General features: G+C 62.3%; 15 protein-coding genes. 6 read left to right on the forward strand and 9 right to left on the reverse strand.

What is annotated here, in order from left to right; genetic code table 11:
- Window positions 1–11: 11 nt before the first annotated feature.
- From BJ122_RS00205 to BJ122_RS19380, 3 genes are all read left to right on the forward strand, one after another.
- Complete coding sequence (locus BJ122_RS00205; protein ID WP_181418836.1) at window positions 12–1,226, forward strand: MFS transporter; 1,215 nt, start codon at window positions 12–14, stop codon at window positions 1,224–1,226.
- A gap of 101 nt (window positions 1,227–1,327) precedes the next feature.
- The gene (locus BJ122_RS00210; RefSeq protein ID WP_181418837.1) at window positions 1,328–1,897 is read left to right on the forward strand and encodes a class I SAM-dependent methyltransferase; all 570 of its coding nucleotides are present in this window, start codon (window positions 1,328–1,330) and stop codon (window positions 1,895–1,897) included.
- A gap of 125 nt (window positions 1,898–2,022) precedes the next feature.
- Entirely contained in the window at window positions 2,023–2,187 is a 165-nt protein-coding gene (locus BJ122_RS19380; protein WP_210205418.1) for a hypothetical protein, read from the forward strand.
- Between the two features lie 232 nt (window positions 2,188–2,419).
- Here the strand turns inward: BJ122_RS19380 and groL are convergent, their stop codons facing one another.
- Both groL and groES read right to left on the reverse strand, forming a co-directional pair.
- Window positions 2,420–4,060 (reverse strand): chaperonin GroEL, encoded by a 1,641-nt coding sequence (gene groL, locus BJ122_RS00215; RefSeq protein ID WP_110779202.1) that lies wholly within the window; start codon window positions 4,058–4,060, stop codon window positions 2,420–2,422.
- Window positions 4,061–4,207: 147 nt separating this feature from the next.
- Window positions 4,208–4,522: a co-chaperone GroES gene (groES, locus tag BJ122_RS00220; protein WP_027277602.1), complete on the reverse strand. Its 315-nt coding sequence runs from the start codon at window positions 4,520–4,522 to the stop codon at window positions 4,208–4,210.
- Between the two features lie 314 nt (window positions 4,523–4,836).
- Here groES and BJ122_RS00225 point away from each other — a divergent pair, with 314 nt between their 5' ends.
- On the forward strand, window positions 4,837–5,121 hold the full coding sequence (locus BJ122_RS00225; RefSeq protein ID WP_027277601.1) for an usg protein: 285 nt from the start codon (window positions 4,837–4,839) through the stop codon (window positions 5,119–5,121).
- A gap of 51 nt (window positions 5,122–5,172) precedes the next feature.
- Here BJ122_RS00225 and BJ122_RS00230 read toward each other — a convergent pair whose 3' ends face one another.
- Window positions 5,173–6,426: a NupC/NupG family nucleoside CNT transporter gene (locus BJ122_RS00230; protein ID WP_103012944.1), complete on the reverse strand. Its 1,254-nt coding sequence runs from the start codon at window positions 6,424–6,426 to the stop codon at window positions 5,173–5,175.
- 208 nt (window positions 6,427–6,634) lie between these two features.
- Here BJ122_RS00230 and BJ122_RS00235 point away from each other — a divergent pair, with 208 nt between their 5' ends.
- Both BJ122_RS00235 and BJ122_RS00240 read left to right on the forward strand, forming a co-directional pair.
- Window positions 6,635–8,827: a hybrid sensor histidine kinase/response regulator gene (locus tag BJ122_RS00235; RefSeq protein WP_110779203.1), complete on the forward strand. Its 2,193-nt coding sequence runs from the start codon at window positions 6,635–6,637 to the stop codon at window positions 8,825–8,827.
- A 50-nt stretch (window positions 8,828–8,877) separates the two neighbouring features.
- Entirely contained in the window at window positions 8,878–9,132 is a 255-nt protein-coding gene (locus BJ122_RS00240) for a hypothetical protein (RefSeq protein WP_110779204.1), read from the forward strand.
- Window positions 9,133–9,158: 26 nt separating this feature from the next.
- On the opposite strand, the gene BJ122_RS00245 is transcribed toward BJ122_RS00240, so the two are convergent.
- From BJ122_RS00245 to BJ122_RS00270, 6 genes are all read right to left on the reverse strand, one after another.
- On the reverse strand, window positions 9,159–9,920 hold the full coding sequence (locus BJ122_RS00245; protein ID WP_110779205.1) for an SDR family oxidoreductase: 762 nt from the start codon (window positions 9,918–9,920) through the stop codon (window positions 9,159–9,161).
- 29 nt (window positions 9,921–9,949) lie between these two features.
- Window positions 9,950–10,489 carry a GNAT family N-acetyltransferase gene (locus BJ122_RS00250; RefSeq protein WP_245407546.1) on the reverse strand — a complete coding sequence of 180 codons (540 nt, stop codon included), beginning with the start codon at window positions 10,487–10,489 and terminating at the stop codon, window positions 9,950–9,952.
- Window positions 10,490–10,641: 152 nt separating this feature from the next.
- Entirely contained in the window at window positions 10,642–11,394 is a 753-nt protein-coding gene (locus tag BJ122_RS00255; RefSeq protein WP_110779425.1) for a proteasome-type protease, read from the reverse strand.
- 81 nt (window positions 11,395–11,475) lie between these two features.
- Entirely contained in the window at window positions 11,476–12,312 is an 837-nt protein-coding gene (locus BJ122_RS00260) for a transglutaminase family protein (RefSeq protein WP_110779207.1), read from the reverse strand.
- 30 nt (window positions 12,313–12,342) lie between these two features.
- The gene (locus tag BJ122_RS00265; protein ID WP_103012877.1) at window positions 12,343–13,287 is read right to left on the reverse strand and encodes an alpha-E domain-containing protein; all 945 of its coding nucleotides are present in this window, start codon (window positions 13,285–13,287) and stop codon (window positions 12,343–12,345) included.
- A gap of 122 nt (window positions 13,288–13,409) precedes the next feature.
- Window positions 13,410–14,828 (reverse strand): circularly permuted type 2 ATP-grasp protein, encoded by a 1,419-nt coding sequence (locus BJ122_RS00270; protein WP_110779208.1) that lies wholly within the window; start codon window positions 14,826–14,828, stop codon window positions 13,410–13,412.
- Window positions 14,829–14,994: the final 166 nt, after the last annotated feature.

A 14,994-nucleotide genomic window follows, 5' to 3' on the forward strand; every position in this document is an offset into this window, starting at 1 on the left:
TTGGCATTGCCTTGAACGCTATTGAGCAAGGCATCGAGAAGACCAAATCGAGAGGTTTGGTATGGGCGGCCGTTACCCGTTTTGTAACGGTCGCCCTATTCTTCGATGCGCTGGCTCCGCTATTTCCTCAGATTGCCGCTAGTCATAGTCTATCAGACAACTTCTTTCAGGCTCTACTGGGAGGTTGTTACATTGCCTTTGCATGCTCACAACTGGCATCCGTTCCCGTAATTCGCGTCATTGGTCTCTATCGCACCTCGGCTCTTTCATGCATTTTCCTAGGTCTTGCCACTGCTCTGATTTTTATCAATGAGAATGCTCATCTCTTCGCGGCTGTCTTCATCTCTATGTTCGCAGTGAACAGTATCGGATCAAATGCAACCCGCGTAGTCTTACGAGACGCAACATCGGATGATGGATATAAGAGGCTACTCGCCTGGGCTAGCGGCGCGGTTGAAATCATGCAAATCGCAATGCCCCTCGTAGCCGGGGTATTGGTGGCCGCTTTCGGATGGCGCTGGGCTTTGGTAGCTCTTGTTGCGCCTGTGGTCATCGCTGGAGTCTGGATTGAAATCGTTGACCGAGGACAACTGGGGAGAGAGGATCGCATAAGATCGGACGCTTCCACGTCATCCGAAGGCTCAAGCTGGAAAGCCGTCTTGGCAAGGCCAGCCTTCATTATCCCAACTCTCATCGCGGCTTCATTCCAAGTGGCATTCAGCCCGCTCAGCGCCCGCCTGCCCTTCATCCTGAGCAATGAAGCGGAACTTTCCCCCGCGATGGTAGGCCTCGTCTTATCTCTGGCGAGCGGCGTGGTCGCCTTAGGTTTTTTCGTGAGCGGCTATTTGGTGGCTCATCTATCGAGCGAAAATCTAATACAGGTAGGAATAGCACTAATGACCGCCGGCCTCGCGTTCATGAGTGTTGGCTACATCTGGCACGTCTACTACACAATCTCTGGCATCATCCTTCTGCAAGCGGCGTTTGGATTCATAATTACCCCCTGTTCTGGCGATGCCTTGAACACACATGGACAACACAGGCCAATAGCCTCGGCTGTATTTGGCTTTGTACAGCCTATGGCTGGTGGTTTTTCCGTGGCAATGACTGGAGTGCTCGGGTTACCTCAAATCGGAGGTTCGATTGGCCTGACCGTTGTTTCAATCGGACTAATATTCATTACTATTATTGTTGCGCGTGGACAACGCCAAGCCAAAGATCATTGATCGGCAGTGCTTGCTCATCGATGATGCTACGGCAAATACCTCAAGCGAAATAATAGGTGTTTTGGGATTTCTGCGAGTGACCTCCAGAAATTATGGAGGACATGCGGATCTTCCTTAGTTTTCATGGCGCTGACGCGATCCCGTCCATTGACAAGGCTCACCTTGCGACCTTGCCGCCAAAGTCAAAAGTCCTGGACTTGGGATGTGGCGCCGGGATTCCTATCGCCGAACGATTGTGCCTCGCTGGTCACGCAGTGACTGGGGTGGACAGTTCTGCTCGGCAAATTGAGATCGCGAGGGAGCGAGTTTGCCGCGCCACTTTCCTGCAAAGCGATATGATGACGGTGGACTTGCCCGTCTCGTCAATTGATGGGGGTGCGGCGTTCTATTCGATCACGCACGTTGCGGCGACTGAGCAAGGGTTACTGTTGAGCCGAATTGGCGAATGGCTGAAACCGGCCGGGGTGTTTGTCGGCAGTTTTGGTACCGGGAGTGCGCATGACTGGGTGGGCAAATGGCTCGGCACAGAGATGTTCTTTAGTCACAACAGCGATGCGGTAACGTTCGATTTCGTGCGCCAGGCCGGTCTTCAGATGGTTCGCGCGGAGGTGGTTCAACAAGACAATGAAGATGCCCGTTTCCTATGGATCGTTGCTCGCAAGATGAATTGACTGATGGCGCGGGTCGGCCTTGAGCAGGGCGAAACTCTTGTCGGCGAGGTCGCGGATCGGCGCGGGGAGGCGGCGATAGGCCGACCAGAATTCCGGGCTGGCGAAATGCCTCACAGCTCGCGGGTTTGGCCGTCGCGGTGGTCGCTCAGCGCTCGCTCCGCCAGCGCGTCGAGCTTGCCGGAGGCGGCGTCGAAGGCATCGAACCAGGCGCGAAACCGCGCCAGATCGCCGGGGGCGAGCGCTGCGATGGCTTTTCGATGTCTTCGACGCTGCTCATCGGCGCAGATTAGCAGTATTGCGATTTATCGAAAAGTGGCTCTGGATGCCGCTGCTGCGGCGCGACAGGCTCTATCTTCGCTGCGGTGCTGCAAGTTGCGATGACGCACCGCCCGTCGCGATCCCGGGTCTGCGAAGCAGCACTGCGTGCTGCATCGCGCCCGGGATGACGAGATAATATCACCCAAACAAAAAGCCCGGGATTGCTCCCGGGCTTCGTTGTGTTTGCGATCGAAGGTGGCTGGATCAGAAATCCATGCCGCCCATGCCGCCGCCCGGAGGCATGGCGGGACCGCCGGCGTTCTTCTTCGGCAGCTCGGCCACCATCGCTTCGGTGGTGATCAGCAGCGAAGCCACCGAGGCGGCGTTCTGGATCGCGGTGCGCACAACCTTGGTCGGGTCGATGATGCCCTTCTTCACCAGGTCGGCATATTCGCCGGACTGGCTGTCGAAGCCGTAGTTGTACTGCTCCTTCTCCAGGACCTTACCGACGATCACCGAGCCGTCTTCGCCGGCGTTGATGGCGATCTGACGGGCCGGGGCGGACAGGGCGCGGCGCACGATCTCGACGCCGGTCTTCTGGTCGTCGTTCTTGGTCTTGAGGCCCTTGAGCTGCTCGGCCGCACGCAGCAGCGCGACGCCGCCGCCCGGAACGATGCCTTCCTCGACCGCAGCGCGGGTGGCGTGCATCGCGTCATCAACGCGATCCTTACGCTCCTTCACTTCGACCTCGGTCGCGCCACCGACGCGGATCACCGCGACGCCGCCGGCGAGCTTGGCCAGACGCTCCTGCAGCTTCTCACGGTCGTAGTCCGAGGTGGTCTCCTCGATCTGCGCCTTGATCTGCGCGACGCGGGCTTCGATGTCGGCCTTCTTGCCGGCGCCGTTGACGATCGTGGTGTTTTCCTTGTCGATCATCACCTTCTTGGCGCGACCCAGCATCTGCAGGGTGACGTTTTCCAGCTTGATGCCGAGGTCTTCCGAGATCGCCTGGCCGCCGGTCAGGATCGCGATGTCCTGCAGCATGGCCTTGCGGCGGTCGCCGAAGCCCGGAGCCTTGACGGCCGCGACCTTGAGGCCGCCGCGCAGGCGGTTGACCACCAGGGTGGCGAGCGCTTCGCCTTCAACGTCTTCCGCAACGATCAAGAGCGGCTTGCCGGTCTGCACCACGGCCTCGAGCAGCGGCAGCAGCTCGTTCAGCGACGACAGCTTCTTCTCGTTGATGAGGATGTAGGGGTCTTCCAGCTCAACGCGCATCTTGTCGGCGTTGGTGATGAAGTAGGGCGAGATGTAGCCGCGGTCGAACTGCATGCCCTCGACGACGTCGAGTTCGGTTTCCAGCGACTTGGCTTCCTCGACGGTGATCACACCCTCGTTGCCGACCTTCTTCATGGCGTCGGCCAGGAACTTGCCGATCTCCGCGTCGCCATTGGCCGAAATGGTGCCGACCTGGGCGATCTCGTCGTTCGAGGTGACCTTCTTGGAGTTTTTGACGAGGTCGGCGACCACGGCTTCCACCGCGAGGTCGATACCGCGCTTCAGGTCCATCGGGTTCATGCCGGCGGCAACGGCCTTGGCGCCTTCACGCACGATCGCCTGGGCCAGCACGGTCGCGGTGGTGGTGCCGTCACCCGCAGCGTCAGCCGACTTCGAGGCGACTTCGCGCACCATCTGCGCGCCCATGTTCTCGAACTTGTCGTCGAGCTCGATGTCCTTGGCGACGGTGACGCCGTCCTTGGTGATGCGCGGCGCGCCGAACGACTTGTCGAGCACGACGTTGCGGCCCTTCGGGCCAAGGGTGACCTTGACGGCGTTGGCGAGGATGTCGACGCCGCGCAGCATGCGGTCGCGGGCGTCAACGCCGAACTTTACTTCTTTAGCGGACATGGTTGTTTCCCTGATGAAATTGCGTTTGTCCCATCATCCTGAGCGCGGGGCGGGTGCCGGCCGCGCCTCCAAGGGCGAGGGGAACGGTGATCAGTGGACGGATGTTCGACCTGCGAGCCGTGGCCCGGCCGGTCGAACGGCGCAGGCTTAGGCAGCCTTCTTCTTGCTGCCGGCGTCGGTCAGCACGCCCAGGATGTCGCTCTCCTTCATGATCAGGAGTTCCTGGCCGTCGATCTTCACCTCGGTGCCGGACCACTTGCCGAACAGCACGCGGTCGCCAACCTGGATGTCGATCGGGATCAGCTTGCCGGTTTCGTCGCGGCCGCCCGGGCCAACGGCGACGACTTCGCCCTGCGAGGGCTTTTCCTTGGCGCTGTCAGGGATGATGATACCACCGGCGGTCTTCTCTTCGGCGTCGATGCGCTTGACCACGACGCGGTCGTGAAGCGGACGGAAGTTCATACAAGTCCTCCTAAGTTTCTGAAGTTATTCATGAAAGTGAATATAGCAGTCGCGCGGACAGAGTGCCAGCGCGCGTGGCCAGGACATAGGGCAGCGCATTCGGTTCAACAAGGGTCTGGCCCAAAAAAATTGGCACTCATCTGGAACGATTGCTAACGGCGCGGAAAGCGGCGGCTGAAGATCGCTGCCCAGGCTGTTAGCAGTCGGCGTAAGTCGCTGCTAATGCTCATGAATTCAACGGAACGTTAAATTTTTAGGCTTGAGATCAAGCGTTGTCGTGCGTCAGGATTTTCATGCAAGCAAAGGAGGTTGGCATGAGTTCGGTGGACGGCGTTTCCAGCGACTTTCGCAAGATGGTGCTGGGTTATGGGTTGACCACGGCGGAGATCTTGTACCGCCGGCCGGATCGCGATTGGCTGCTGCAGAGCTATGTCTGGCAGCAATACGACCTGTATCCGCATTTCCCGGCGCTGAAAGAGTTTCTCAGTTTTTGGGAAAGCAAGCTGGACGGCAAGCTGTTCGCCGTGACGGTCGCCCACTCCAAGCTGGTCAAGCCGGCCGAAATGCGCGCCGTGGACGGCGTGTTCCGGCTGCATTGACGGCGGTGCCGGCCGGCGCCTGATGCGCCGGTCGGGTGTTTTCGGACGAAGTTAGGGCCAGGTCAGCACGCCGACCACGGCGCCGATCAGGCAGGTGGTCAGGGTGCCGGACACCAGCGATTTCAGGCCGAGGCTGGCGATTTCCTCGCGCCGCTCCGGCGCCATCGCGCCAAGGCCGCCGATCATGATGCCGAGGCTGCCGAAATTGGCAAAGCCGCACATCGCATACAGCATGATCAGCTTGGAGCGCGGATCGAGCGCGTCGGCCGGCAATTTTGCAAAATCGAGATAGGCGATCAGCTCGTTGAGCACGGTCTTGATGCCCATCAGCGAGCCGGCGGTGACCGCCTGCTGCCAGGGCAGGCCGAGCAGCCAGCACACCGGCGCCATCACATAGCCAAGCAGCCGTTGCAGCGTGACCGGCTCGCCGCCCAGGTTCGGCAGCAGACCGAGCCCGGCATTGAGCAGGTACACCAGCGCTACCAGCACGATCAGCATCGCCACGATATGCAGCAGCAGTTCCAGGCCAGCCACGGTGCCCTTGGAAATCGCGTCCATGGTGCCGTGGCATTCGGCGGCGGGATCGACGCTGCCGCCGGTGCGATAGGTTCCGGTTTCGGGAACCATGATCAGGCTGATCAGGATCGCCGCCGGCGCACCGATCACCGAGGCGATCACGAAATGCGCGGCGGCATCGGGGATCACCGGCGCCAGCAGCGTGGCATAGAGCGCCAGCACCGTGCCGGCGATGCCGGCCATGCCGCCAGTCATTACCAAGAACAGCTCGCTGCGGGTCAGCTTGGCGAGATAGGGCCGGATGAACAGCGGCGCTTCGACCATGCCCAGAAACACATTGGCGGCGGTCGACAGTCCGACCGCGCCGCCGACCCCAAGTGTGCGGCCGAGCAGCCAGGACAGGCCGCGCACGATCGGCGGCAGGATGCGCCAGTAGAACAACAGCGTGGTCAGCACGCTCATCACCAGCACGATCGGCAGCGCCTGCAGGGCCAGGATGAAGGTGGCATTGGGATTGGTGACGTCGAACGGCAGCGCGCCGCCGCCGAGATAGCCGAACACAAAGCTGGTGCCGGCGCGGGTCGCGCTGGAGATCGCCCCGACCGCGTCGTTGACCACGTCAAAGGCATGGGCCACGCCCGGCAGCTTGAGCAGCACGAGCGCGGTGGCAAACGTCGCCAGCACGCCGATCGCGACCTGTCGGAACGACACCGCACCACGGTTTTCGCCGAACGACCACGCAATCATGAGCAAAGCGAAAACGCCGAACGCAGACTGTAGTTGAAGCATGATCACCCCAAAACCCTTGCGACGAGTAGGCCACCGCGGCGTGCGAAGCAAGTCAGCCGAAATGCTGTGGTGTCGTAGTGGGGAGGGCGGCCGGCGGCGGGCCCTGGGTTAATCGGTGGTGAATGAAATCGGGTGTTTCCGTAGGGATCATTCACGCACCAGTTATTGGTCTGTTCTATAGCCTTGAGCTCACGCGTCGGGCACACAGATGGCTGTTGTCAGGGATTTTGTCGCCAACCTATTCCGTCGTCTGAAGGGCGGTCCTGCGCTATTGGTGCGGCTGCTGCGACCTTATGCCAGCCTGCTGGTGGCGGCCTCGGTGATCGGCACGGTGTGGGCCGGCATTCTGTACAGCATTTCGGTCGAGCGCGCCCGCACCGAGCGCGCGGTGCTGAAGGACAACAACAATCTTGCCCGGGTGTTCGAGGAGCAGATCATCCGCTCGATCAAGGCGGCCGACCAGACCCTGCTCTATGTCCGCGACTCCTATTCCAAGAACCCCGACCGCTTCGACATGTCACTGTGGTCGAAGAACAGCCAGTTTCTCTCGGACTTCTCATTCCAGGTGGTGGTGATCGGCAAGGACGGCATCATGCTGGCCAGCAATATCGATCCCAATCTCAAGGGCGTCGATCTGCATGATCGCGAACATTTCCGGGTCCATGCCGATGGCACCGACGACTTCCTGTTCATCAGCAAGCCTGTGTTCGGTCGCGTCTCCAACAAATGGTCGATCCAGCTGACGCGCCGCATCATCCTGCAGGACGGCTCGTTCGGCGGCGTGGTGGTGGTGTCGCTCGATCCGGATTATCTGGCGCGGTTCTATGGCTCGGTCGAGATCGGCAAAAAAGGCGCGGTCACTGTGGTCGGGCTGGACGGCATCGTTCGCGCCCGCGGCGCCTCGGGTACGGCGGTGATCGGGACATCGATCCGCAATGGCCGGCTGATGTCGGAACTGGCGGCGCAGCGCCGCAGCGGAACGTTCACCGCGCCGAGTGCGTTCGACGGCATTGAGCGCGTCTATTCGTTCCGCCAAGTCGCCGATTATCCGCTGGTTGTCACCGTCGGCCAGGCCATTGACGAAGTGTTCGCCACCTATCGCAGCGACCGCGACAAGAACCTGATGGTCGGCGCGCTGCTGACTTTGGTGATTGTTGTGGTGTCGGCGCTGATCATCCGCTACCAGACGGGGCTCGCCAAATCCCGCGATGCCGCCGAGCGTGGCACCCGGGCGCGCTCGGAATTTTTGGCGATGATGAGCCACGAAATCCGTACGCCGATGAATGGCGTGATCGGACTAGCCGACCTGCTGGTGACCGCCAACCTGCCGCCCGAGCAGAAGAAGATCGCGATCACGCTGCGCGAGTCCGCCGACTATCTGCTGCAACTGCTCAACGACGTGCTGGATTTCTCAAAGCTCGACGCGCACCGGCTGGAAATCGAGCGCGTCGAATTCAACCTGCATCGCTCGGTACAGGCCACCATCGACCTGCTGTCGCCGCGCGCTCATGAAAAGGGCCTGACGCTGACCGCGAGCTTCGGGCCGAGCGTGCCCGAGCTTATCCGCGGCGATCAGGCCCGGATTCGCCAGGTGCTGTTCAATCTGGTCGGCAACGCCATCAAATTCACCGAAACCGGCTCGGTGAAGGTCATGGTCGAAGCCGCGCCCGCCGGCCTTGCGCCAGCGAGACTGGTGTTCAAGGTGATCGATACCGGCGTCGGTATTCCCCGGGAGGCATTCGGCCTGCTGTTTCGCGAATTCTCGCAGGCCGATAGCTCGATTTCGCGGCGCTTTGGCGGCACCGGCCTTGGCCTTGCGATCTGCAAGCGGCTGGTAACGTGCATGGGCGGCGAGATCTCGGTGCAGAGCACGGTCGGCCAGGGCAGCACGTTCCAGTTCTCGGTGCCGATCGAGCCAATCATCGAAGAGGATATCGCGGCACGCGGCGATCAGCCCGCCGCCGCCTATGTCGATGAGGCGCAGCCCGAGGCGGCCGCGATCACACCGCCGCTGCGGGTGCTGGTCGCCGAAGACAACGTCACCAATCAGTTCGTGATCCGCAAACTTTTGGAAAGCCTCGGCCACGAGGCTGATCTGGTCGACAATGGCGTGCATGCGCTCGAAGCCGTTCAGAACCACCATTACGATCTGGTGCTGATGGACATCATGATGCCGGATATGGACGGGCTGGCCGCGACCCGCGCCATCCGCCGGCTGCCGCCGCCGCTGCGCGATATCTACATCGTGGCGCTGACCGCCAATGCCAGCGCCCAGGACCGTCTCACCTGTCTGGCCGCGGGCATGAATGATTTCGTCAGCAAGCCGGTGACGGGAAAACCGCTCGCCGCGGCGTTGCAGCGTGCCACCGCGGCCATGCAGCACGAGCGAATGATCGCATGACCACGCCCGATCTCGCGCAAGACGAAGCGGCAGAAACAGGAGCGAGTTGAATGATCGGCGATGTGATTGAGATCGAGCGCGTCAAATACATGCTGGCGCGCTCCGGCCTGGGCGAGGCCGCGCCCGAGCAGCAACAACTGACCGATCCCATGCTTGCGGTCACCGACGCGCCGTCGATCGTGAGCGAGCTGCCTGAAGGTGAGACCGCACAGGCCGCGTCACTGCAGCCGTTCGAGCGCAGGCTTTTCGGCTTGAAGCCAATGGTCGGGATCGGCCGGGTGCATGAGCGCTGCGAAGCCGGCTAGTTGCCTAAGCACGGCGAGGCGTGTGCTCAGCCGCGCCCGACAAACGGCATCTGGCTGGCCATCACCGTCATGAACAGCACGTTGGCGTCGAGCGGCCGGGTTGCCATATAGACCAGCGCTTCGGCGACATTGCTGACATCCATCCGTGGCTCAATCAGCGTGTCGCCCGACGGCTGCAAAATGCCGGCTGCCATCCGTTCGGTCATCTCGGTGGCGGCATTGCCGATGTCGATCTGGCCGCAGGCGATATCATAGGCGCGGCCATCGAGCGCGGTGGCTTTGGTCAGGCCGGTGATGGCGTGTTTAGTCGCGGTGTAGGCCGCCGAGAACGGCCGCGGCGCGTGCGCCGAGATCGAGCCGTTGTTGATGATGCGGCCGCCGCGCGGGCTCTGCTGCTTCATGATGCGGAACGCATGCTGGCTGCACAGAAACGGCGCGGTCAGATTGGTATCAACCACCGCCTGCCACTGCGCCAGCGACACATCCTCGAACGGTAGCGGCGGCGCGCCGATCCCGGCATTGTTGAACAGCAGATCGAGCCGGCCAAAGGTCGCGACCGTGCGCTCGAACAGCGCGGCGATCGAGGCCGGATCGGTCATATCGGCCGGCACCACCAGCGTGCGGCCGCCGGCGGCGCTGGCGGCCTCTGCGGTGTCGTTGAGCGTTTCGATGCGGCGCCCGGTCAGCACCACGATGAAGCCGACCTTGATCAGCGCCAGCGCGCAGGCGCGGCCGATGCCCGAGCCGGCGCCGGTGACGATCGCGATTTTGTTGGTGTTGGCCGTCATGCTCTTGATCGCTAGCTCGCGCGCGCCGCTCAGGCTGCGTTCAGCTCGCGCAGCATGTAGCAGGCTTCGGCGTCATAGCTTGCCAGTTTGTCGGCCAACGCCTGATCCTGCAATGGGCTAAAACCCTGGCGCCGCCAGAACGAGGACGAGTTGTTGACCGCCACCAGCGAGAGGTTGCGATGCTGCTGCGCGCTCGCGTGCTGCACCAGCCTGGTGACGATGCGGGGGCCGGCCCCCAGGCCGCGCGCCTGCGGCAGCAGTGCCAGATCGTGCAGATAATAGGTCGAGGCCGGCGCGGGCAGGGTGCCGAGCATGATGTTGAGTGCGGGCGGCTGCCCAAGATGCCAGGGGTGGCTGATCATGTAGCCGAGCGGTCCGGACTGGCTGTCGAGGATGAAGCAGCCGTCGGGATAGAGCGTCAGCCGTTCGGCAAACACCGCGTCATCCTCAGGGTATGCGACATGTACGCGCGCGGCGATGCTGGCCACGGCGCCGAGGTCGCCTTCGGTCATGGCGCGCCAGGTGGCGGAAGATTGCGGCGGAGTGGAATTTGCGGGAGTGTCGGTCATGGTCGGTGATTTCGGGGACAGGAACTAAGCGCCCGGCGGCCTGCAAGGCTGCTCCGGGAACGGCAGGCCACACGCGGATCGGCATTGTGGCGCGACCCAGAACCTAGCAGCTCTCAGCTCGCGATGGCCACCGCAAATCGTCGCTGCGGCAATCAGCTCTGCGACTGGGTTTTGTAGGGCGGCAGCGGGATGTTTTTGTGCGCGGCGCGCAGCGCCGCCGACCAGCGTGAGCGCAGATCGTGGAAATAGGGCTCGCCGGCTTCGACGCGGTGATGCAGATCGGCATCGCACACGCCATCACGCACCACCAGCACGTCGAGCGGCAGGCCGACGCCGAGATTGGAGCGCATGGTCGAGTCCATCGAGATCAGCCCGGTCTTGAGCGCCTCATAGAGCTCGATATCGTAGTGCATGGCGCGGTCCAGCACCGGCTTGCCGTATTTGTGCTCGCCGATTTGCAAGTACGGCGTATCGATGGTGCATTCGATGAAGTTGCCGGCCGGATAGACCATGAACAGCCGCATCTTCTCGCCCTTGATCTGGCCGCCGAACAGAAACGACACCTCGGCCAAAATGTCCTCGGCGCGCAGGGCCGGGCCTTCGGTGGCGTTGATATGGCGGATGGCGCGGCCGATGCGCTGCGCGGCCTTGAACATGCTGGGGGCGTTCATCAGCGTTTCCGGCTCGCCCTCGGGGGAGTCGGGCAGGCCTTCATTCAGCGTGCTGAGCACCGATTGGCTGATCGCGAGATTGCCGGCGGCGGCCACCGCCAAGATCCGCTCGCCCGGCTTGCTGAATACGTGCAGCTTGCGGAACGTCGAGACGTTGTCGAGCCCGGCATTGGTCCGGGTGTCGGCAATCATCACCAGCCCTTCGCGCACCAGCAATCCGCAACAATAGGTCATCGAAAATCCCCCGATCTGCGGCGCGTTGCTACACAGCTGCGGCGCGGACGGCAACAATCACTTCGCGAAGAGAGCGGCCAATCACCTCAGGACCCGGGTGTGATTCGGCCGACCGACCGGCTCGACCTTGACCTCGACCGCCAGTGTTTCAGTGCCGCCGCCAAAACGGGTGCCGCGCACCGGGGCCGCGCCGAGATAATCGAGGCCGACCGCAAACCGGGCATGGGCCTCGGTGGTGCAGATCGCATTGGCCGGATCGAACCCGACCCAGCCGAGGCTCGGGATATAGGCCTCGGCCCAGGCATGGCCGGCTTCCTGATGGACGATGCCGTCGGCACGCAGGAAATGACCGGCGACATAGCGCGCCGGCACGCCGCCCCGGCGCGCGCAGGCGATGAAAATATGGGCGTAATCCTGACAGACGCCGCGTTTCAGGGCAAAGGCCTCGGCAGCCGACGTGCCGCTATGGGTCGGGTCGGTGTCGAAGGTGACGATCTCATTGATCTTCTTCATCAGCGCGTGCAGGAAACCGAGCACGTCGTCGCCGAAATCGCCGCGCAGTTCCTGTGCCAGCCGGGTCATGGCCGGGCTCGCCTCGGTGAGCGCGGTCGAGCGCAAAAACAGGCTGGGCGGGAACCGCTCATCGGTTCCCTTGAGCACGCCGCCAGTGTCCGAGGTCTCGATCAGCCCCTCGACATGAATGGCGAGATCGGCGATCGGCCCATGGCTGAGCACATGGGTCAGGTTGCCGAACGCATCGATATGGCTGTCGAGCTTGGTATCGCTCGAGGTTTCGATCTGCCAGCGCACGACATATTGGCCGTCGTGGCTGCTCGGCGACATCCGCAGCACCTGGATCACCCCCGAAGCCGGCGGCTCGTAGCGATAAGTGGTCGAGTGAGCGATACGTAAGCGCATCTTATCAAGGGTCCGGCGGCGTGAGATCGGTCAGGTCAGGTATTGTCGGGCGATGATTTCGCCAAGCCGGGCGTTATCTGCAATAAACTCCTGGATGAATTCGTGCACGCCACGCTGGAAAATGTCTTCAATTTGACTCTGTTCCAGCCTGTTGCGAATGCCGCGCGCATGGCGCTGTGCCGCGCCGTGCCGGCCATAGGCGACGCCGATCTGGTCGAGATTGGTGACCAAATTCTCGTAGCACGAGGCCAGTGAGCGCGGCAGCGAGTCGTTCAGGATCAGCAGATCGGCGATCAGCCAGGGTTGCAGGGTCTGACGATAGACCCAGTGATAGGCGGTGAGCGCCGACACCGAACGCAGGATCGACGACCACTGATAGTAATCGAGTGGCCCGCCGATATGTTCCTGGTCCGGCAGCAGCAAATGATATTTCACGTCGAGAATGCGCGCGGTGTTGTCGGCGCGTTCCAGATGCAGGCCGAGCCGCGAGAACCAATAGGCGTCGTTGCGCAGCATGGTGCGATAGGCGCAGCCATCAAAGCGCAGCGAGGTTTCCTGCACGAAACGCAGGAACCTTGAGATGTCTTCGCGGCTGACCGCGCCGGAACTCCAGGATTCGCGCAACTCGATCCAGGCGCCGTTGATGGCGTCCCACATCTCGCCGGTCAGCGCGGTGCGCACCGCGCGGGCGTTGAGCCGGGCGTTCTGGATGCAGTTGCGGATCGACGACGGATTGTCTTCCGAGAACGACAGATATTCGACGACGTTGCGCTCATTGGCTTCGTCGTAATGTTGGTGGAAACTCGAGGACACGCCGACCGTGAGCAGCGCGCTTTCCCACTCATTGGTATGGCCGATATAGGTGCTCGGCAATGAGGTCAGCCGCTGCGTGGCTTCGATCGAGCGGGCGACATATTCGGCGCGCTCGACATAGCGCGCCAGCCAGAACAGGTTTTCAGCAGTGCGGGACAGCATGGTCGTTCCTTTCCCGCGCGGCGCGGGAGAGCGGAGCCCAAAGCCGCACGCCGCGGCCGAGGTGGCGGGAGCCGCAAGCCGGCGCTGCGGCGCGTGACCGATAGCGGGGGCCGGGGGCCTGACTAATCATCGAGAATCCATGTGTCCTTGGTGCCGCCGCCCTGGCTGGAATTGACCACCAGCGAACCTTCTTGCAGTGCGACCCGGGTCAGACCACCGGGCACCACGGTGATGTCGTCCCTGCCGCTGAGTACGAACGGCCGCAGATCGACATGGCGCGGCGCCAGCCCGCTGGCGGTGCAGGTCGGGCAGGTCGAGAGCGCCAGCGTCGGCTGGGCGATGAAACCATCGGGCTCGCGCTTCAGCTTGTCGCGGAACGCTTCGATGGTGGCTTTGCTGGAGGCCGGGCCGATCAACATGCCGTAGCCGCCCGAACCGTGCACTTCCTTGACCACCAGTTCGTCGAGATGGTCGAGCACATAAGCAAGGTCGGCGGGCTCGCGGCAGCGCCAGGTCGGCACGTTCTTCAGGATCGGTTCTTCGTCGAGATAGAAGCGCACGATGTCCGGCATGTAGCTGTACACCGCCTTGTCATCGGCGATGCCGGTGCCGACCGCATTGGCGAGCGTGACCTTGCCGGCCATATAGGCCGACATCAGCCCCGGCACGCCGAGCGCCGAATCCGGTCGGAAGGTGAGCGGATCGATAAAATCGTCATCGACGCGGCGATAGATGACGTCGACCCGCTTCAGACCCTCGGTGGTACGCATGAACACTTCGTCATTGCGCACTACGAGGTCGCGCCCCTCGACCAATTCGACGCCAAGCTTGTCGGCGAGAAAACTGTGCTCGAAATAGGCGGAGTTGTAGATGCCGGGCGTCAGCAGCGCCACGGTCGGCTCGGTGGTGGCGGAATGCGGCGCCACCGAGCGCAGCGCCGATAACAGCGCGTCCGGATAGTCTTCGACCGGCGCGATGCGGTGGCGCGCGAACAGGTCTGGAAACAGCCGCATCATGATCTCGCGGTTTTCCAGCATGTAGGACACGCCAGACGGCGTGCGCGCATTGTCTTCCAGCACGTAAAAATCGTCGGCGTCGATCCGCACCACGTCGATGCCGGCAATGTGCACATAGACGTTGTGCGGCACGTCGAGCTGATTCATCTCCGGGCGGAACACCGGATTCTGGAAGATCAAATCTTCCGGAATGCGGCCGGCGCGCAGGATGTCGCGCTCATGGTAGATGTCGCGCAGAAACAGATTGAGCGCGCGCACGCGCTGCTTCAATCCGGTCTCGAGCCGCGCCCATTCCTTGCCGGACAGGATGCGCGGGATCACGTCGAATGGGATCAGCCGTTCCTGGGCGGCGGCGTCGCCATAAACCGCGAAAGTGATGCCGATTCGGCGAAACAGCAGCTCTGCCTCGTGTCGCCGGTATTCCAAAGCGTCAGGCGGCGTTTCGCTTAGCCAACGGGATAGCTCCTGATAGGCTTGGCGAATATCGCCGTTACCGCCATTCATTTCGTCGAACGCAACTGCCATGCTCGTCGCTTGTCTCGCGATGGTGCGAGGAAAAGTCCCCGAGTTCAGCTTAGCAAGTGGCGGGCCAGCGGCAATATGCCTCCGGACTGCGCATTTCGCCGCGGAACGCCTGCTCATGCTCAGAAAAGCGACCGAACCCTGCACAAATTAATGGCAGGGCCTCGTG

The sequence above is a fragment of the Rhodopseudomonas faecalis genome (genome assembly GCF_003217325.1).
Taxonomy (GTDB): domain Bacteria; phylum Pseudomonadota; class Alphaproteobacteria; order Rhizobiales; family Xanthobacteraceae; genus Rhodopseudomonas; species Rhodopseudomonas faecalis.